Origin of the sequence: Mesorhizobium sp. M0060, from assembly GCF_040323155.1 — a bacterium.
Lineage (GTDB): Bacteria > Pseudomonadota > Alphaproteobacteria > Rhizobiales > Rhizobiaceae > Mesorhizobium.
On sequence record NZ_JAMYUP010000017.1, the window covers coordinates 17,116 to 34,677 of the forward strand.

The window sequence follows — 17,562 nt, forward strand, 5'->3', positions numbered from 1 at the left end:
GAAGGCACGATAGGATACGAAGCCTAGCGAAATGGGACGAAACTAGAGCCTGTAAGTCATTGTTTAGGAATGGAAAGTTATTTCTCCCTCCGCCGAGAGACGGGAGTGATTTCAAAGAATTATTCAAACGACTGGCCGCGGCGGGTGCGGGTCGGCCTTTGGGCAAAGACGGGTTTCCTGCAGGCCCATGGACGCCCGAGCTTCTCGCAGAGGCGATTTCACAGATTGATTCCAACCAGGTTGGGGTCGATCTGCGAACGGTGCAGCTTTGGTTTCAAGAGAACGAGAAGGGAATTAGCACTGCCAACATTCGTTGGCTGGCGAGGATTTTTGGATGTGATGATCCGGTCGCAACTAGCGAATGGCAGATGGAGCTTAGTGCGGCGCAATCGCGGCTATCGGCCAAGAGACGAGAATGGAAGAGAGCTGGAAGCAGCGTTGCACAGGAGATTCCAGATGCGGCACTGACCGCGACCTTCGAGACAGACTCCCCGGCAGCGCTGACACCGGATACTGACGCCAAGGGGCCGAGGCGGCGTTTTAGTTTGGCGAGGACATCGGAGGCGTTTTTTAGTTACGGATCTCCCCTGAATTTACCGGCGTCGGTATTTGCTGGCATGACCGCCCTCGGCTTTTTGTCGTACATCATTGGTATCCACAACGTAACCTACGAGCGAACGGACGGACTCGTTAAGCAGGTTGGATTCCTTTGGGCCGCAAATTGGACACTAGATTTTATGGTGTTCTTACCGCTGTTTTTCTTCTTCGTTATAGAGTTGCTGGTCTTCTGGAAAAGTGAGGGGCGCAGAAAGCTCTCAGCGCAAGGCGGTGAGGTGGAAAGCGACGACGCCTGGCTGCGCAACGTTGACGCTTCCTCGTACACATATTGGTCGGTTTTTTTGATTTGCTTGCTGTTCGCGGGTCTTTTTCAATGGATCGGCGTGTCCCTGATCCCGTTGATGAAGGGCGGTGGCAACTATGCTGTGGATTGGGGGAAAATAGCTCTTGTGCGTCCTGAGGTCATATCTGTCCCCGAAACAGTCGTTTTTACGGGCCTCGCTTACCTATACATGTGCCTGGTGTTTTATCTTTTCTTCGCAGGTCTCATTTTGGTCTACACGGTTGTTCATGATCTTTGGAAAATCGGAGACGGATTGAAGAAGCTCTCATATGTTGATCATCAGCAAGAGCTCAATGAAGTCGGCCTCACAGTGATGCGTGGGGTTTTTCGGTGTACAGTTTTGGGGGTTCTGGTCGCCACATGGATGAAGGTCCAAAGCTCTTATCTGGCGTCCAGTGGTGAGAATATTGTGGCGTGGTTGGTCGGCGATATGTCTTCGATGTTCCAAGGTCGCGATCATGTGAGCGCCGGGTTCCGCTATCGTATGCCGACGCATTACAGCAGCCTTCTTATCGTTATTTCGACCTGTTTTGTATTTCTGTATGGCTCCATCCGATTAGGTGTCGGAGGTCGATTTCATGCGCCTTTGTGGAAGATGTCGGCGGTCGTGACGTTACTTGTTGTCAGCTACTTGTTGATCGACGCGTTTGCCGGCTTTTCGACCCTTCTGGCCATTTCAGTGCTAGTCGCACTATACGGCATCTTCGATCCAGGGTTGGGGCGATGGCGAGGGAGTAAGTTAGGAAACAATCAGAGTGTATCATAGTTGGCTTGATCGTTGGGACGAACGCCGGGCCCTTCGCGGTGAGGAAGGGAAGAAACCAACGGATTTCGTCCTTGACACGGAACGCGCCTTTCCAGGTGCGAAGAAGATGACAAGTATCGAGGACTTCTGTGCGCTTGCGGACCAAGCCGTAGTTGATCCAGCCTTTTTCGATGAACTAAGCGTGAGTGATCAGGGTTTTGAAAAGCTAGATGGGGGGCTCAAATTTCCATCGGACATTTCTACGGATATCGAACAAAATAATGTCGTCTCAGCGAAAATCACAGAAAGCGGGGCGTTCGATCAGGCGATGGTGATTTTTCACCATTGGAATGCAAGCGCTCGGAATCGTCAGATTGCCAACTTTTTCTCGCAGCGTGGCATCACGGTTGTCGAGATTGCTATGCCTTATCACTTAGAACGCAGCCGTCCCGGCTCCGTGCACGCCGATTATATGCTTAGCCCTAATCTCGGTCGAACGATCCAATCTGTAAGGCAGGCAGTGTTGGATGGGCGAAAACTCATACGTTGGTTGAAAAGCGAAGGCTATCGAGAAATTGCGGTTCTCGGTATGAGCTTAGGCTCGTGGGTTGCGGGGCTGGTCGCGGCGCACGACTCGGCTGTGTCAAAAGCCTCGCTGTTTCTGACGGCGGGGAGTCTAGCGGATATGGTTTGGACGGGTCGCGCGACACGACTGATACGTGATAGCCTTGAGCCTGAGATTGAGCTGACCGATCTCAGAAGGGCCTGGGGTCCGCTTAACTTGGAGAATTACGAACTTTGTTTGGCACGGCCTGATCTCGATCTTCACGTTGTGTTGGCTAAGAGAGACAAAGTGGTGTTGCCAGAACTATCGGAGAGATTCATACGGAGGCTGAAGAATGCCGGTGCTAGGCCAAGTATTTTGGAATTAAACTGTGGTCATTATTCGCTCGCCATGCCGCCTTACATTTTGTGGGCCGGGTTGAGCTTGAAGCGCTTTCTGTCGTGTGCTGACAAGTCGGCCCGGCGAGCATGAGTGTGGCGTTGGCCGGTCAGTTCACCAGAAAATTCCCTGTTAGGCGTGCCTGGGCGTCCGGTTGCAGCCAATAACACGTAGATCAGGTTGGCGGGACCTTATCCCAAAATAGGAACGTCCGTGGATCAAGCTTCAACGCCTTGGCGATCGCGGCAATCGTGTCCACGCTGATGTTGCCGCTCGCGCGCTCCAGTTTCATGAATGTCGCCTCCGCCACGCCGATCAGCTTCGCCATCTCATAGCGGAGCATATTGCGTCGTTGCCGCTCCATGTCGATGATGCGTGCAAGGCGCTTGCGGATCGCAGTTTCGTCCAGCTGATGAGCCCATTCCGGAACTTTCTTACCGCCGGAGAGCAGTTCTGCGACAGACACTTGCAGGCCGTTTGCCATGATCTGCAGCGTCGTCAATGTGACATTATTTTTCTGCCGAACGGTCTGGATGTAAGTTCGGTAAGCGAGCCCTTCGCCTTCAGGGGTGCGGAACAGCTCGGCCATGTGCATATGGGATAGGCCACGCTTGGCTCTCTGCCGCTCCAGCACGGTCGCAATGTTGACGCGCAAGGGGTTGTCGACCGCGCCCGCATCGTCTCGTTTCATAAATCGATGTAATCGCACAAACCTGCCTTTTTGATTTGTCCTTTTTCGAGCGAGTGATCCATAGTAAAGTGTCAAAATCGCAACGAGGAAAAGGCTATGACCATGCTGAAACATTTCTTGGTGAGTGCCGCCGCCGTCGCGGGCGCCGCGGCTCTCCCATCCCAATCACAGGCATCGGAATGGGGCTGTCAGGTGCTCCTCTGTCTGTCCGGTGATTGGCAGGCACTCCTTCTTGCCACCCGCCAATCTACAAGTTGATTGCGGCGATGGAAGCCCCGGGTTTTAACTGGCCGACCTGTCCGCAAGCCAACTCCAGCGCCGCGAAATTTGAGAAGTATGAGGATTGTCCGCTTGGCTGGCAAGCAGTTGGTGCCAACTCCGACCGGCCCGGAATGGGGCAAGAACGGAACATCTGCCGCATCAGCTCCGACAGACTCACGTTACCGTCGTTCTCAAAAACAGCGGCCTCGGCGGACGTGATGGAGACGGATCACGACAGGTCCAAATCGAAATCGAAGGTAAGGTGGTGACGGCAAAAATCCAGACAAGTGGCAACGACAAAGGGCATTCCCTGGGTAATGGCCCAACCTACTACACCATCGCTCGACCGATACGCGGAGAGCCCTGGTTTATCGAGTATGACGACGCGAACGGCATGCGCCAGAAAAGCTGGTTCAATCCCAACATGCCATAAGCCAAGCCATCACGCAGGACGAGGACTGTGAGGACCACAATTCAGGGAGGTTTGTAGTGTTCAAGGCGCTTCTCCTGTCCACTATGATTATGAACACAGGCGCAGTGTTGACGGCGGCTGGTCAGAGCGACAGGCCGCGATCAAGCGTGGACAATCCGATGTGGCCCGCTTCACTGAAATGGGACTGCAAGACCGCTGCCAAAATCGTGTGTGAGCGTGATGGCAGTTGCTCGGTGGCTGAGGGCCACACCGGATTTGTGCTGAACTACGGCAGCAACGAAGCTGAGTTCCCGGCCAGCAATGTCAGGATCAAACGCCACTATCAACAGACTGTGCAGGCAAGCCCTTTGCAGCAGGAAGTTAAAGTCGAACTGGCCGACAACCGGGTTCTATGGCTGACGGCCGTGGATGCCAGCCGCACGTATTCGGAAGCGTGGGTCGGCGCACTGAGCGAGTTGAAGGGTGGCGCGGTACTGATGGAATCCGAGGGAGTCTATTGCATGCCGCACAAGTGAGTGCGCCGAGAGGGCAGGCGAGCAAAGGGCGATATGGTCTGACCGGGGCGCCGGACGTCGGCGTTACAGAAGCGTTCAGAGTGTTCCGTCCAGGTTTATCGGGCGATGAGGTGATAGTAAGTAATATAGATCCGTCGCATCGATACTTAGAGTGGGAGTGACTGTCACAACACTTGATATGGATTCTCCATGGAACTGTCAAAGAGGTTGAGACGCGAGCCATGCATACTTGGAATAACTGAGAAATATTTACTTTTACTGGTGAAAGTCGCATAATCTATCTTATGGAACTTGACATTTATACAATGATATCAGCTAGGTCGACAATATTCATTATGTTAAATTGAGAGGATTAACGCGGATCTGGCAAATCAGCAGGAAGGCGACCACGGACAACTAGCAACGGGCTGCGCGGCCCTGTGCGAGGGTCGTCCCAAGGGTGTGCACAACGCCGTAATTGCAGGCTCACGCCGCGGCCTTTACTGCCGTAATGATCGCCTCGATGTCGCGTTTGTTAACCGGCGGGATCACTCCCGACAGTAAGGACTTTTCCATCTTGCCCTCGCCGACAAGGCGCGGGCGCTCTATGGGGAGCGGTATGCGGAGTTTCTCGACCGCGTCCAGGCCTATGCATACTTCCCCTATGCGGTTCTTGAGGGCGTGTCGGATTTCCGCGATGGAGAAATCACCGTCCGCTTCGAAGGCATCAGCGGCCGTATCGACCAGGGCGCAAGGATATTGTTCAACCTGAAGCCCAATGGCGACTATCTCACGATTCGCGCCAATCCTCTGGAGAACAATCTTGTCCTATGGAAGTTCGAGAAGGGGAAACGCTCGTCGGTGACCTGGGTCAAGAATACCCCAACCCCAACCCATGAATGGCACCAGCTGAAGGTACGTATTGCGGGCACCAAGGTCGAAGGCTATGTCGACAGCAAGCTCTACCTCCAGGACACACTGCCTGAAGCGGTGACCGGGCGTGTTGGCTTGTGGTCGAAGGGCGACAGTCACGTGTATTTGATGACTTCACCGTAACTCCGGCTGACTGATCGGTGCAGCTGAGCGAAGAAGACAATGTGGCACGATTGAAGTTAAAGGGCGATCAAATCGACCTATCCACTCGCAAGCCGCTGTTCGATCGCCTTTGCAGTCCGAAGTGCCAGCGTCGCAATGGTGACCGTCGGATTGGTCGGCGCGCCCGTCGAGAAGACACCGGCGCCCGCGACAAAGAGGTTGCTGTGATCGAACGAGCGGCAGTTCGAATCGACGACACCAACTTCGAATCCTTAGCCATTCGAAGCGTGCCCATGAGATGCCCTGAGCCGGAATAGACTCGACCTTTCAAATCGCTGAATTCCCAGGTCTCTTCGGCGGCGCCCACGGTTGCGCCTGGCTGCCTTGCGCGCAGTCGAAAAAGAGGCGACCGGTCTCGAGCGAACCCAGTTGCTGGAACGCCTCCTTCAGGATGGCAGCGGCATCATCGTTATGGATGCTGGCCGCATCATGGGTTACGGGTTCCGCCGAAATTTCGGCCGCGGCGAACTGATCGGCCCCGTCGCCGCCTCGTCGGAAGTCCAGGCAAAAGGCCTGATCGCGTCGCTGATTTCGACCGCGAAAGGATTTGTCAGAATTGACATCGAGGGCGCTCAGACCGGTCCTGTTCCCTGGCTGGAGGGGCAAGGCCTTGCCGATTGGGGTCCCGTGACGCGGATGGTTCGAGGTCGAGTTTCGCCATGCAGCTGGATCATGAAACAGTTCGCCGTGGCCAGCCAAGCTTTCGGTTGATTCGACCTATTGCAACCCGGTCAGGATCGTAAATCGGGTCTGCGAAGGTTGGCCAGAGCGGGCAAGCCCAACGACTCGCTGTCTGTCAGTCAACGCCTTTCGAGGAAACCGATCATCGATGTGGCGGGCGGCAGGCCAAAGCTGCCGTGGCCGCCATCGAGCAAGTCAGGGGTGACGCAGTACCAGTTCCGGGCGAATATGCCATAGGCATCCCAGCACCGCGCAGCTGGTTCCGCCCCCGTCGCGGGTTGGCAATGTCCAACACTGCGCTAGACGAAATTTCAACGCGACGTCGAAATCGAGTTGGGCAAAGGCATTTGAATGGAGATGGGTGAGCGATTGTACGACCTTCGACCGAGCGATGGTATTCTGGTCAGTTTACTTACGGCGGTCACGCTTATTCTGACGGTTCAGCTCAGCGAAATCTCGCCCGATGCTTAGCTGTAGGCCCCACAGCTATAGCGCAGGTTCGGCATGACCGATGACGCGCGCGACTGCTGGATGGTCCGAGCGAATCCGCCTTTCTACCTCGTCAACAGTTCGATGAGCTTCCATAACCGGCATGTCGGCGGGCACGTGGCAATGGAAGTTCACAATAAGGCCAAGCTCGGTTGCCCGAATCCGAACGTCATGAACATCCTGGAGGGCGTCTGATTGTTGCGCCGCGATCGCGAGGGCCAACTCCAGAGCGCGGTGCTGATCATCGGAAACATCCCTCCCCTCGAGCCAGTTCGCTGCCATCGGTTCGATATGCGTATCAATTTCTGTCTCCGGTCCTAGTTCATCACGGAGTGCGGCCTCCAGACCACTGGCGATCGAGTGCGCTTTATCGATGCTGAGTTCGGCCTTCACCTCAATATCGAGACTGACTGAAAGCTGCTTCTCTACGCGCTGAATGGTCAAGCGATGCATCGCGACGCCGCGATTGGCCGCGATCACCCGGATACGCGCTTCGATGGTCTCATCATTGGCGGAACGTGGTTCGGCAATCACGGTCACTTCAGCGTTCCGAAACTCTCGTTGCACAGCGTTGATGATGTCAGCTTTGACCGCCGCCACCCGCCCAAGCGGCAGCGTCCGGCTGACAGCGATGGCGAGCTCAACAAAGAGGATTGCGCCTGCCGTGCGCACCCGGACGCGCTCGACGGCGAGGACGTCCGGAATGTCACCAAGCATCGACGAAAGGACGCTGCCGGCGCCGTCCGGTGCCGTATCGACCAAGGCATCAAAAGATCGCCGCCCGAGCTTTACCGCCGCCGTCAGAATGAAGCAGGCAACGATCAGTGCCGCGATGGCATCCGCCGACATGTACCCGAAGGTAACGAAGACCATCCCAATCAAAACCACGCCGGATGCGAGCATGTCGGACAGGAAATGCAGGGCGTCCGCCTCCAGCGCCGGACTGCCCGTGGCTTTGGCAACCTTGCGCAGTGCTCGGACCCGCCAGAAATCGACAATGATCGACACCACCAGGACAGCGATGGCAATCGGGGCGGCCTCAATGACCTGCGGCTCGCCCAACAGACGCCTTCCCGCCTCCAAGGCAATCCATCCCGCTGCGCCGAAGAGCAGCAAAACTTCAAAGAGCGCAGCCATGCTCTCCATCTTGCCATGGCCGAAATGGTGGTCGTCATCCGCCGGCTTATCGCTGACACGAACCGCGCACCAGGTGATTAGCGTTGCAACGAAATCGGACGATGAATGAACGCCCTCGGAAATCAGGCCGATACTGCCGGTCAGAGACCCGATCACGAATTTTCCGATGGCCAGGACAGCGCTCGACAGCATCGAAACCAGGGCGACGCGTTCTTTTTCTTTTTGCATGATGTTCATTTCTTTTTGCATGATGTTCATTCCGTTCTCGGAGAGGCATCGATTGCGAAGGTGGCGTTTTAGGCACCGCACCTCCCGAACTGTCAGCTCAGGAATGACTGCACCGCAGCGGCGACCGCGTTAGGACATTCCTCGTGGATCGCCAGCTTGCCCTTCGCCAACCGTTTGACCTGGACATTAGGAAGTTCGGCCAGCGCGTCCATCTCGGTGCGTGACTTCCGGGGAGTCTCATCGCCATAGACGACGAGGATGGGCACATCCGAGCGCCGGGCGAGATCGAGGGAGGCCCCGCGACTGTCGACCCGGTCGAGACCGCCGCTGACAAAGCGAACCGAAGCATGTCGCGCGCCCGGAGCGCGGGCGACGGCGATCTTGGCGGCAAGGCGATCGCCGCCCAGCCAATTGGGATCGCTATAGACATGCTCGCGCGCCATTTTCCCTATGATGAGCCGGCTGACATTGAGGCGGTAAAACAGTGGGCCGGTGACGGGGTTGTCGATAGCGGCACGGATACGGGCGAACCAAGGGCCTTGGCCGCCCATCATCGTCGGCAACGGCCCTCGCCAAGTAGGCGCGATCAGAACGAGGCGGCTGATCGTGCCGGGCTTATAGGCGGCTTGGTGAAGGGCGTAAGTCGCAGCATGGCCAGCGGCGATGACCGCATGGGGCGGCGATACGATCTCGCTCAAAAAAAACCAGTTGAGAAACGCCGAGAGGATTTCCGGCGACCAATCGTCTCTCGATCGCACCCGGTCGCCGAACCCGGGCCAGTCGACGCTGCTGGCCCGGAACTCCGGCGCGAGCAGATTGAGGAGAGGTCGCATCTCCGCACGCGTCGAGATCGAGCTCAGGGCCGGCAAGAGGACGATGGAGGAGCCGCTTCCCGCCTCGTCCCTGCCAAGAGTGATTTCCCCGCTCTCCCATTTGCAACGTATTGTCTTTGGCGTCGCCATGTGTGAACGCGTCGTCAAAGGGACGTCTTGCGCGCGGCCAGCTTGGCCTGGCGCCGCCGACGTTCGGCCAGGATCTGGCAACGCTTGTGATCGGTGAACTTCCGCCATTGGCGAATCTCAGCCGTGGTGCGGAAGCACCCGGCACACAGGTCGGCCTTGCGGTCGAACCTGCAGACATCGAGACATGGCGATTCCAGAGCCATCACTCAAACCTCGCCAGGTTCAGGCTTGAGTTCGGATGGCGCCGCGACCGTCTTCTCGGGCGTCGGCAGCAGACGGGCCGAGTTGAGAATGAACACCAGTTCCGAGACGACATGGATGCCGGCCGCAAGCAGCGGATTGAGGAAACCGAGGGCGGCCAGCACGATACCGATCATGTCGACGCCGATGGTGCCGGCGAAGTTCTGCCAGATGATGCCGCGCGTGCGTCTGGCGACCACGAGCGTCTTGACGAAGCGCTCAAGATCGTTGCCAAGCAGCACGATGTCGGCACTCTCCTGGGCCACATCGGTGCCAGAGCCCATGGCGACGCCGACATTGGCTTGCGCCAATGCAGGGGCATCGTTCACACCGTCGCCGACCATGGCGACGATGCGTTTTTGCGCGACCAGCGCCTGGACACGCGCCAGCTTGTCCTCCGGAAGCAGTTCCGCCTCGATGTCTTGAATACCCAGCGCCCCGCCAACGGCGACAGCGACACGGCGCGCGTCCCCGGTGAGCAGGATCGTTTTGATCCCCATCCGATGCAAGGCTTCAATGGCCCGATTGGCTTCAGGCCGGACCGTGTCAGCCACCGCAATCGAGCCAAGCAGGCGCCCGTCTAGGGCCACGAGCACTTCCGAACCTGCATCCGTACCCTGGTGACGGGCGACCGACGAGTCGATTCCGTTGTCAGCCATCCAAGCCTGATTGCCGACCAGAATGGTGGTGTCATCGACCTTGGCGGCGATTCCCCGGCCCGGTGTATAGGCGAAACTCGCTGGCTCGATCACATTGCGGCCTTGGCTGCGGGCATAGGTGACGATCGCCTTGCCGAGCGGATGCTCGGAGCGCAGCTCGGCCGCGGCCGCGGCGTCGAGAAGCGCATCCGCAGTGATGCCGTCCACGGGTACGACCTGCTGCACCTCTGGACGCCCGAAAGTCAGCGTTCCCGTCTTGTCAAGCACCACCGTGTCGACATGGCCCAGGGTCTCCAGATGCACGCCGCCTTTGACAATGGCGCCGAGCCGGGCTGAGCGGCCGATGCCGCCGAGAATAGCGAGCGGCGTGCCGGCCGCGATGCCGCAGGCGCCCGCGACGATGATGACTGAGATCGTCGCGTAAATATCGCGTGTGATCAAAAATGTCAGGATGGCTGCGCCAAGCGCAAAATAGACGAGATAGCCGGCCAGGCGATCAGCGAGACGCTGGACGGGCGCGCGGGATTTCTCGGCCCGTTCGACCGCTTCGATGATCTTGCCGTAACTCGTGTCGCGACCAATCCGCTCGGCGCTAACCTCCAGCGCACCGGATTGGTTGATAGAGCCAGCAAAGGCCTGGGTGCCAGCCGTCTTCTCGACCGGCATGGATTCGCCGGTAATGCGGGATTCATCAACGAAGGAATGGCCCGAGAGTACGGCTCCGTCGACGGGGATGCGGCCGCCTGGCGCGACCAGGATGGCATCGCCGACCGATAGCTCCTCCGCCGAAACGGACTTGATCGAACCGGCCCGGCGAACAGACACCTCGCGCGGCAGGAATTCAAGCAAGTCGCGGATCGCTTTGCGGCCACGGCCGACGGTCAGACCTTCCAGAACCTCGGCGACGAGAACGAACAAGGTGATGACGAGCGCGGTGAAGAATTCGCCGATGGCCGCCGCCGCGACGATCGCGATCGTCATCGACAGTTCCATGGTCATGCGGCGTTCAAGAATGTTCTCGAAGGCCTCCTTCAGGATCGGCCAGCCACCAATCAGAAGGCCGACGATGCCGATCACGCTGATCGCCGGATATGGTTCCCAGACCCGGAACCACACGGCCGCTGCGGCGATTGCGACAAGACCGATGCGCACGGCCTCCGACCATTCGAAGGGATGCTCGTGATCGCGCCCGTGCTCATGATCGTCGTGATCATGGTCGTGACCGTCATGATTGTGATCGTGAGCGGCCGGAGCGGTGGTGCTAGCTTCGGCGGTATCCGCCAGCGTTCGGCAATGGGCGGCGTCTTGGACGGCCATGATGACAAACTCCGTTCTATTTTAGGTAGGCGCGCACGACATCGATGAGTTCGGCGGCGCCTTCGTTACGTTGCTCCTGGGCCAGCTCGTGGTCGGCCACGTGGAGAAGAATGTGATCTTCGACCACCTCGGCCATCAGGCCGTTGATGGCGCCGCGAACGCCGGCAATCAGTTGCAGCACGTCGGCGCAACCCTTTTCGTCCTCGAGCGCCCGCTCGACGGCTTCCATCTGGCCGCGGATGCGCCGCACGCGGTTCAGTAATTTCATCTTCTCGCGGGTCGTATGCGACATGCAGATCTCCTTTCTGAAGGTATAGTATACCCCCCTATGATATCAAGCGCGACTGAATCAGCCGGGCAGTTGGCTGTTCACGCACAACCCCCTCCTGACAGCCGAACGTCATTCGTTGGGGATGATTTGTAACGGTCGTTGCATTATGATGAATCCATGGTTGCTCCATCCTGGCTTCTTCTGACCTATAAAGTGCCGCCCGAACCGGCCACCAAGCGCATTGCGTTGTGGCGTCGGCTGAAGGGCATGGGTGCTATCTATCTGCAGAACGGCGTCTGCCTGCTGCCGAAGACAGACGATCACGTCCGGCGGCTGAAGATGCTGGAGAACGACGTTTCCGGGATGGGCGGCGAGTCCGTCATCCTGGAGACCGTCGCTCTCGATCGTGCCCAGGAGGACAAGGTCGTCGCCCGCTTCAAGGCCGACCGGGACGAGCAGTATCGCGAGTTCCTTGGACGGTGTGCCGATTTCGAGAAAGAGATCGCCAAGGAGATCGCGATCAACAAGTTCACCTATGCCGAGCTCGAAGAGGAAGACACCGACCTGAAGAAGCTCCAGGGTTGGCTGGAGAAGATCAAGAAGCTCGATTTCTATGGTGCGACCTTGGCCGAGGAGGCTGCTGAGCGACTGCGCGCTTGTGAGGTCTTGCTCGACGGTTACGCGCAACGGGTCTTCGACGCCCACGACGAGAACCGCTGAGATGGGCGACGCGGGCGACGGAACAGGCGTTGTGACAACCGAGATCGTCGGTTCCCCAGGAGCCCGGCAGGGCGTTCCTGCCGGTGTTTGGGTCCTCGGCTTCGTCTCGATGCTCATGGACATCTCGTCGGAGATGATCCACGCGCTCTTGCCCATCTATATGGTGACAGTGCTCGGCACCTCGGCTCTGACTGTCGGGCTGATCGAAGGCATCGCCGAGGCCACCGCCTCGATCACCAAGCTTTTCTCCGGTGCGCTCAGCGATTGGCTCGGTAAACGCAAATTCCTGGCTGCGCTTGGCCATGGCCTGGCGGTCCTAACCAAGCCGATCTTTCCCCTGGCGTCCTCGATCGAATGGCTCATAGCCGCCCGCTTTATCGATCGCGTCGGCAAGGGCATTCGCGGGGCGCCGCGCGACGCCCTCGTTGCCGACATCGCCCCGCCGCATCTGCGCGGCGCAAGCTTCGACTTGCGCCAGTCGCTCGATACGATCGGCGCCTTTCTTGGACCGCTTCTCGCTATCGGCCTGATGTGGCTGACCGCAGATTATTTTCAGGCTGTGTTCTGGATCGCGGTCATTCCGGCATTCCTGGCCGTCGGGTTGATCCTGATTGCGGTGAAGGAACCGGAGCGGCCGAAGGAGCAGCGCCGTGTCCGTATGCCGCTGCACCGCGATGAACTGCGCCGTCTGGGCGCGACCTATTGGTGGGTCGTGGCGGTCGCCGCGGTCTTCACGCTTGCCCGTTTTAGCGAAGCCTTTCTCATCTTGCGGGCGCAATCGATCGGCCTGCCGCTGGTGTTGATCCCGATCGTCCTGGTGATCATGAGCCTTGCTTATTCGCTCTCGGCCTATCCGATCGGGATTTTGTCCGATCGCGTCAATCGCCTGACCCTTCTGGCCCTCGGCCTCGGCCTTCTGCTCGCGGCCGATCTCACGCTTTCCTTCGCGTCCGATCTTGTCTGGGTCGGCATCGGTGTCGTGTTCTGGGGCCTCCATATGGGTTTCACGCAAGGCTTGCTGGCAACCCTGATCGCCGAGACCGCGCCGGCCGAGCTGCGCGGGACCGCTTTCGGCATGTTCAATCTGGTGACCGGTATCGCGCTGCTCGTCGCCAGCGTCGTCGCTGGCGCGCTGTGGGACATGGCCGGCCCGCAGGGCACGTTCCCCGCGGGCGCTGTCTTCACGCTGCTGACCCTCGCAGGATTGTTTGTCATTCGCGGGCGACTGAGAGAGCGGGCAGATGCTTGACCCCTCGATAACAGCCCGCTGGTCCTTACTCATCGATCGCCACCAAGCCCAGCACATGCATCAACACTGGAGGCCGAATCCAAGGAGTTGCCTATGTATGAACTCGACGCCGCAATAACCCATGCTATCAACGCGTTGTCAGAACACAGCGGAGCCGTAGACCTCCTGATGATCTGGATTTCCGCGATCGGCGTGCCGCTTCTGGTGCTATCTGTCGCGGTACAGTGGTGGCGGCGAACCGACCGGCCTCACACCCGCCACGTCCTTGTCGTGGCAGGGCTGTCGTTCCTTCTGGGTCTCGCCCTCAATCAGATCATCTTGCTGTTTGTTCACCGGGTTCGACCGTATGACGACGGCGTCACGCATCGCCTGATTTCATCCAGCGCCGATCCCTCATTTCCCTCTGACCATGCGACCGCGACCTTTGCTATCGCGGCGGCGTTCCTTCTGCATGGCATGCGACGCGTCGGGCTCGGATTCCTCGCCGCCGCTGCGGTTGTCACCTTTTCGCGCGTCTACATCGGAACCCATTACGCCAGCGATGTTCTGGGCGGGGCGCTCACCGGGATCGCTGCCGCCGTCATCGTCCGCGCGGCCTATCGCGAAGACACGCGGATCGACCGTCTCATCACCAGTATTCTCTAGGGCGCCGCGCGATGGTCTCGTCTGTGATCTCATCCATGGTTGAGTTCCTGACAGCGCATCCGCATGTCGCCTATCTCGCCGTGTTTCTTCTGGCGCTTTCGGAGTCAATCCCCATCATCGGGGTCGTCGTCCCCGGCACGGCCGTGATCCTAGCGCTCAGCAGCCTGGTGCCGAGCGGCGTGCTGGTTCTCTGGCCGTTGCTAGGCGCCGCAACATTGGGCGCCATCGCTGGTGATGGTCTGTCTTTCTGGCTCGGCCATCGGTATCATCGCGAGATTCTTGGCCTCTGGCCATTGAACAGGCACCCCACCTGATCCAGCGTAGCGAGACCTTTTTCACGCGCCATGGCGACAAAAGTGTCTTTCTCGCGCGCTTCGCGCCCGGCGTCCGCGCTTTCGTTCCGCTCCTGGCAGGCATGCTGGGAATGTCCGTCGGCCGGTTTTTACACCGTCAATATCGCGTCGGCGCTCGTCTGGGCTCCGTCGCATATCCTGCCGGGCGTTCTCGTTGGCGCGACTTTCAGCATTCTCGGTGCGGCCGCAAAGCCACTCGCGATCCTGCTGGTCGTTCTGGTTGTGACGGGCTGGGTGGTCCTGCATATCGTACGCTGGACGCTGCGCCGCGGTGTTCCGCTCCTTATCGTCAGTGTGGAACGGTTGCGGAATTGGGCCGACACCCGCGACACCTGGCTGCGTCGCTGTCTCGCCAGCCTGCTCGATCCTTCACGGCCCGAAGCGCGGGTTCTCGCCCTATTGACCGTCCTTCTCGTCGGCGCGGCGTGGCTATTCTTCGGGGTCCTTGAAGACGTCCTCAGTGGTGACCCGCTGGTGCTTGCCGACGGCGCGATTTACCGCGCCCTCCAGGATCTTCGCACCGCACCCGGCGATGCAATGATGATTGCCGTCACCGAACTCGGCGACACCACCGTGGTAATCATGGTCACTGTCACCGTCTTCGTGTGGCTTGCATGGAAGCGCGCATGGCACACGGCCATCTACTGGTTTGTCGCTATCGCCGGCGCCTCGGCGCTCAACACCGCCATCAAAGTGGCTCTCCATCGGGCTCGACCCGGGGAGCTGCTCTACTCCGGCTGGAGCACATTTTCTTTCCCCAGTGGCCACAGCACTATCAATATGGTGCTTTACGGGTTCCTCGCCTTCCTCATCGCGCGCGATGGCCGAGCCGCTGACGTTCCAGTGGGCCGGTAGTCTGCAAAGCTTGCAAGACGCCTTGCTGCCAAAGGGTTGGCAAACATCGACAGCTTGGGGATCCGGCACCACTCTCGCGTGGCTCACGAGATCAGTTGGTCCATCAAATCTCCCGTAGTTCCCTCTCTCTCAGGCGGGCGATTTCCGAGCCTGACTCTTGTTCGGCCAAGCAGCGCGGCCACGTCTGCCGGTTCACGCCTCGTGCTGCGAGTGTGGGCGGTCGATATCGAGCTCACGAACGACAGAACTCACCGATCTGGATCGGGTCGGTCGTCGAGGAGAGTCTTTATCATCCCCTCGCACTCCTCACGCTGGTATCGACGCAGCCCGACGTGAATGCACCGAGGCAAGTCCTGGCCGGAGCGGTCGGCGGAGGACGGCTCGTCTTACGGACCATGGGAATGGCGGGTGCAGAATGGGATGGGCGAGTCCTGCTGGCCCGAGAAAACGACTAAGAGGTGGCGCGATCCCAATGATCGCTGCCGCCTGTTTTGCAAATTTTCACGTCAACGGCAGTGTGCAGATCGGCGCGGCAGTCGGCAGGAACTAACGGCAGCCATTCCGAGAGTCAGCACCCTTGCGCTATAGATTCGTCGGATCGGCATGGATCAGTTGACATAACCCCTCCTTCATCAAGGTAGGCAAAGCGGTTCCCTACCCTCTGGAGGAACTCGAACGTTGGGATCGCAAAGACCTGGTCGTCTGCCGCTCCACTCAAGCGATGCAAGTCAAAGAACCGCCTAAGGGAAAGTCCTTGGAACAGGCTGTATAGCTGGACTGGCACCCTCAGCAGTAAGCCGCTGACGCGGCTCGGACACTTTTTTGCTGGTGGCTCCACAACCATCCCACTTGAGATCCCATTCGCACGGTCGGTCCCGCCTGATTCCGTGCAACCCGTGGAAACAGGGAACGGCGATTCGCTAACATCTGCGGTACTGCATTTGGTACTGCATCGCGAATTGAAGTCTCCTTAACCCTTGATTTTTATTGGCTTTTCGACCTCAGTCCGTCCCATCCATCATTGGCAGGACACTTAAGCGATGGATTTGGTGGGCCCGGAGGATGTATCAATTGGCCAAAATCAGAAGTCTTTCCGTATCGTTCCGTATGATCCCCCCAACAGCCACGAAGCGGAGCGCAGTGGACTGAGCGCAGGTCCATGAGGCCCACTTAACCAGCTCAGGTCGGCTGACCGGCGAAATGAGCCAGCGTCAATTCCACTGTTGCAAGCTGTTAGGCGTGTGATCTTCGGGTCAGTTTGAGACCTGCTTCACGGAGTGTCGCCGACCATGCCCGAGAACAGGACTGAGCCGCGCTGCTCGAGAAGCGACAGCGAGGTGTAATCCAGGATCGACAGGCCCCCGTCGGCAATCAAGGTTTGGCCGGTGATGAACGAAGCCTCATCGCTCGCCAGGAACCCGACAGCCGCGGCGATTTCGGCCGGTGTGCCCATCCGGCCGAACGCGCTTGGCGCCACAGCCCAGTCGCCGGCACCAGATGCGGGCGCCGCTGCATCGGTTTCGGTGGCAATCCAGCCAGGACTGACGCAATTCGCCCGGATCCTATGCGGCGCACCTTCGATGGCCAACGATCGTGTGAGCGCCTCAACGGCCGCCTTGGCGACGCAGTACAGGCCCCAATTGCCGTGCAACGTGGCCGTGGACGATATGTTGACAATCGCACCGCCGCCGGAATCCCGCATCACCGGCAAGGCGTAGGAAGCTACAAAGTAGGTGGAGTCCAGGTTGGCGCCGCGCATCTTGTCCCATCTCGCTCCAGGGCGATCGCCTGGTTCGACGCCGCTCCGGCGCGAACCGGCGCCTGCGTTGTTGACAACAACCCGCAGCCGTCCCCAATGGCCGATTTGGCCGATCAGATCCTCGACTTGACGTTCCTCCGACAGATCGCACGGGAAAAAGCGGGCTTCGCCTTTAATCGCCTTTGCTTCCGCTTCAACGGCGCGGCCCTTTTCGAGATCGCGACCTGCGAACGCCACCCGGGCTCCCTCTTTCAGGAAATAGTGGACGATCTCGCGGCCTATCCCTGAATTCCCGCCGGTCACGAGAACGTCTTTGCCTTTAAACCGCATGGTACCTCCTGCAAACGGTGCAGACGCGCGCAGATTGCGGCATCTCTGATCCATTCCGCTGAGAAACGGTGGACCGAAACAGGGATATGCTCCGCTATTCAATT

Annotated in this window: 17 protein-coding genes and 1 pseudogene; 10 read left to right on the top strand and 8 right to left on the bottom strand. The window is 58.9% G+C overall.

Annotated elements, in window-relative coordinates; all coding sequences use genetic code 11:
- Window positions 1-59 precede the first annotated feature (59 nt).
- On the top strand, window positions 60-1,667 hold the full coding sequence (locus NKJ94_RS17910; protein WP_352526848.1) for an RcgA family putative transporter: 1,608 nt from the start codon (window positions 60-62) through the stop codon (window positions 1,665-1,667).
- Window positions 1,657-2,682 (top strand): RcgR family putative quorum lactone hydrolase, encoded by a 1,026-nt coding sequence (locus NKJ94_RS17915; protein WP_352526849.1) that lies wholly within the window; start codon window positions 1,657-1,659, stop codon window positions 2,680-2,682. The genes NKJ94_RS17910 and NKJ94_RS17915 overlap by 11 nt, the downstream gene beginning before the upstream one ends.
- Before the next feature lie 82 nt (window positions 2,683-2,764).
- On the opposite strand, the gene NKJ94_RS17920 is transcribed toward NKJ94_RS17915, so the two are convergent.
- Window positions 2,765-3,280, bottom strand: a complete 516-nt coding sequence (locus tag NKJ94_RS17920) for a helix-turn-helix domain-containing protein (RefSeq protein ID WP_352526850.1) — start codon at window positions 3,278-3,280, stop codon at window positions 2,765-2,767.
- Between the two features lie 750 nt (window positions 3,281-4,030).
- Between NKJ94_RS17920 and NKJ94_RS17925 the strand changes: the two genes are divergently transcribed.
- Window positions 4,031-4,489 carry a hypothetical protein gene (locus NKJ94_RS17925; RefSeq protein ID WP_352526851.1) on the top strand — a complete coding sequence of 153 codons (459 nt, stop codon included), beginning with the start codon at window positions 4,031-4,033 and terminating at the stop codon, window positions 4,487-4,489.
- Between the two features lie 660 nt (window positions 4,490-5,149).
- Complete coding sequence (locus tag NKJ94_RS17930; protein ID WP_352526852.1) at window positions 5,150-5,524, top strand: hypothetical protein; 375 nt, start codon at window positions 5,150-5,152, stop codon at window positions 5,522-5,524.
- A gap of 77 nt (window positions 5,525-5,601) precedes the next feature.
- Here the strand turns inward: NKJ94_RS17930 and NKJ94_RS17935 are convergent.
- Window positions 5,602-5,751: pseudogene (locus NKJ94_RS17935) on the bottom strand (GMC oxidoreductase); the annotation flags it as partial.
- 136 nt (window positions 5,752-5,887) lie between these two features.
- Between NKJ94_RS17935 and NKJ94_RS17940 the strand changes: the two are divergent.
- A complete protein-coding gene (locus NKJ94_RS17940) occupies window positions 5,888-6,274 on the top strand; it encodes a GNAT family N-acetyltransferase (RefSeq protein ID WP_352526944.1) in 387 nt (128 codons plus the stop codon).
- 456 nt (window positions 6,275-6,730) lie between these two features.
- Here NKJ94_RS17940 and NKJ94_RS17945 read toward each other — a convergent pair whose 3' ends face one another.
- The 5 genes from NKJ94_RS17945 to NKJ94_RS17965 form a co-directional block, all read right to left on the bottom strand.
- Window positions 6,731-8,128: a cation diffusion facilitator family transporter gene (locus tag NKJ94_RS17945; protein WP_352526853.1), complete on the bottom strand. Its 1,398-nt coding sequence runs from the start codon at window positions 8,126-8,128 to the stop codon at window positions 6,731-6,733.
- Between the two features lie 62 nt (window positions 8,129-8,190).
- Complete coding sequence (locus NKJ94_RS17950; protein WP_352526854.1) at window positions 8,191-9,060, bottom strand: alpha/beta fold hydrolase; 870 nt, start codon at window positions 9,058-9,060, stop codon at window positions 8,191-8,193.
- A gap of 14 nt (window positions 9,061-9,074) precedes the next feature.
- Window positions 9,075-9,263, bottom strand: a complete 189-nt coding sequence (locus NKJ94_RS17955) for a DUF1289 domain-containing protein (RefSeq protein WP_352526855.1) — start codon at window positions 9,261-9,263, stop codon at window positions 9,075-9,077.
- A 3-nt stretch (window positions 9,264-9,266) separates the two neighbouring features.
- The gene (locus NKJ94_RS17960) at window positions 9,267-11,276 is read right to left on the bottom strand and encodes a heavy metal translocating P-type ATPase (protein ID WP_352526856.1); all 2,010 of its coding nucleotides are present in this window, start codon (window positions 11,274-11,276) and stop codon (window positions 9,267-9,269) included.
- 16 nt (window positions 11,277-11,292) lie between these two features.
- Window positions 11,293-11,568: a metal/formaldehyde-sensitive transcriptional repressor gene (locus NKJ94_RS17965; protein ID WP_352526857.1), complete on the bottom strand. Its 276-nt coding sequence runs from the start codon at window positions 11,566-11,568 to the stop codon at window positions 11,293-11,295.
- Between the two features lie 156 nt (window positions 11,569-11,724).
- Here NKJ94_RS17965 and NKJ94_RS17970 point away from each other — a divergent pair, with 156 nt between their 5' ends.
- The 5 genes from NKJ94_RS17970 to NKJ94_RS17990 all read left to right on the top strand — a co-directional run bounded on the left by NKJ94_RS17970 (window position 11,725) and on the right by NKJ94_RS17990 (window position 15,369).
- Window positions 11,725-12,267: a Chromate resistance protein ChrB gene (locus tag NKJ94_RS17970; RefSeq protein ID WP_352526858.1), complete on the top strand. Its 543-nt coding sequence runs from the start codon at window positions 11,725-11,727 to the stop codon at window positions 12,265-12,267.
- Between the two features lies 1 nt (window position 12,268).
- Window positions 12,269-13,516, top strand: a complete 1,248-nt coding sequence (locus NKJ94_RS17975; protein ID WP_352526859.1) for an MFS transporter — start codon at window positions 12,269-12,271, stop codon at window positions 13,514-13,516.
- A 93-nt stretch (window positions 13,517-13,609) separates the two neighbouring features.
- Complete coding sequence (locus NKJ94_RS17980; RefSeq protein WP_352526860.1) at window positions 13,610-14,161, top strand: phosphatase PAP2 family protein; 552 nt, start codon at window positions 13,610-13,612, stop codon at window positions 14,159-14,161.
- Between the two features lie 35 nt (window positions 14,162-14,196).
- A complete protein-coding gene (locus NKJ94_RS17985) occupies window positions 14,197-14,475 on the top strand; it encodes a DedA family protein (RefSeq protein WP_352526861.1) in 279 nt (92 codons plus the stop codon).
- Window positions 14,476-14,517: 42 nt separating this feature from the next.
- A complete protein-coding gene (locus NKJ94_RS17990; protein WP_352526862.1) occupies window positions 14,518-15,369 on the top strand; it encodes a phosphatase PAP2 family protein in 852 nt (283 codons plus the stop codon).
- Between the two features lie 1,270 nt (window positions 15,370-16,639).
- Here the strand turns inward: NKJ94_RS17990 and NKJ94_RS17995 are convergent.
- Complete coding sequence (locus NKJ94_RS17995; RefSeq protein WP_352526863.1) at window positions 16,640-17,458, bottom strand: SDR family NAD(P)-dependent oxidoreductase; 819 nt, start codon at window positions 17,456-17,458, stop codon at window positions 16,640-16,642.
- Window positions 17,459-17,562: the final 104 nt, after the last annotated feature.

Coding starts and splice junctions, on each gene's coding strand:
- NKJ94_RS17970 (WP_352526858.1), top strand. CDS start 11,725: ATGGTTGCTCCATCCTGGCTTCTTCTGACCTATAAAGTGCCGCCCGAA.
- NKJ94_RS17920 (WP_352526850.1), bottom strand. CDS start 3,280: ATGAAACGAGACGATGCGGGCGCGGTCGACAACCCCTTGCGCGTCAAC.
- NKJ94_RS17975 (WP_352526859.1), top strand. CDS start 12,269: ATGGGCGACGCGGGCGACGGAACAGGCGTTGTGACAACCGAGATCGTC.
- NKJ94_RS17950 (WP_352526854.1), bottom strand. CDS start 9,060: ATGGCGACGCCAAAGACAATACGTTGCAAATGGGAGAGCGGGGAAATC.
- NKJ94_RS17980 (WP_352526860.1), top strand. CDS start 13,610: ATGTATGAACTCGACGCCGCAATAACCCATGCTATCAACGCGTTGTCA.
- NKJ94_RS17965 (WP_352526857.1), bottom strand. CDS start 11,568: ATGTCGCATACGACCCGCGAGAAGATGAAATTACTGAACCGCGTGCGG.
- NKJ94_RS17955 (WP_352526855.1), bottom strand. CDS start 9,263: ATGGCTCTGGAATCGCCATGTCTCGATGTCTGCAGGTTCGACCGCAAG.
- NKJ94_RS17960 (WP_352526856.1), bottom strand. CDS start 11,276: ATGGCCGTCCAAGACGCCGCCCATTGCCGAACGCTGGCGGATACCGCC.
- NKJ94_RS17995 (WP_352526863.1), bottom strand. CDS start 17,458: ATGCGGTTTAAAGGCAAAGACGTTCTCGTGACCGGCGGGAATTCAGGG.
- NKJ94_RS17945 (WP_352526853.1), bottom strand. CDS start 8,128: ATGAACATCATGCAAAAAGAAATGAACATCATGCAAAAAGAAAAAGAA.
- NKJ94_RS17985 (WP_352526861.1), top strand. CDS start 14,197: ATGGTTGAGTTCCTGACAGCGCATCCGCATGTCGCCTATCTCGCCGTG.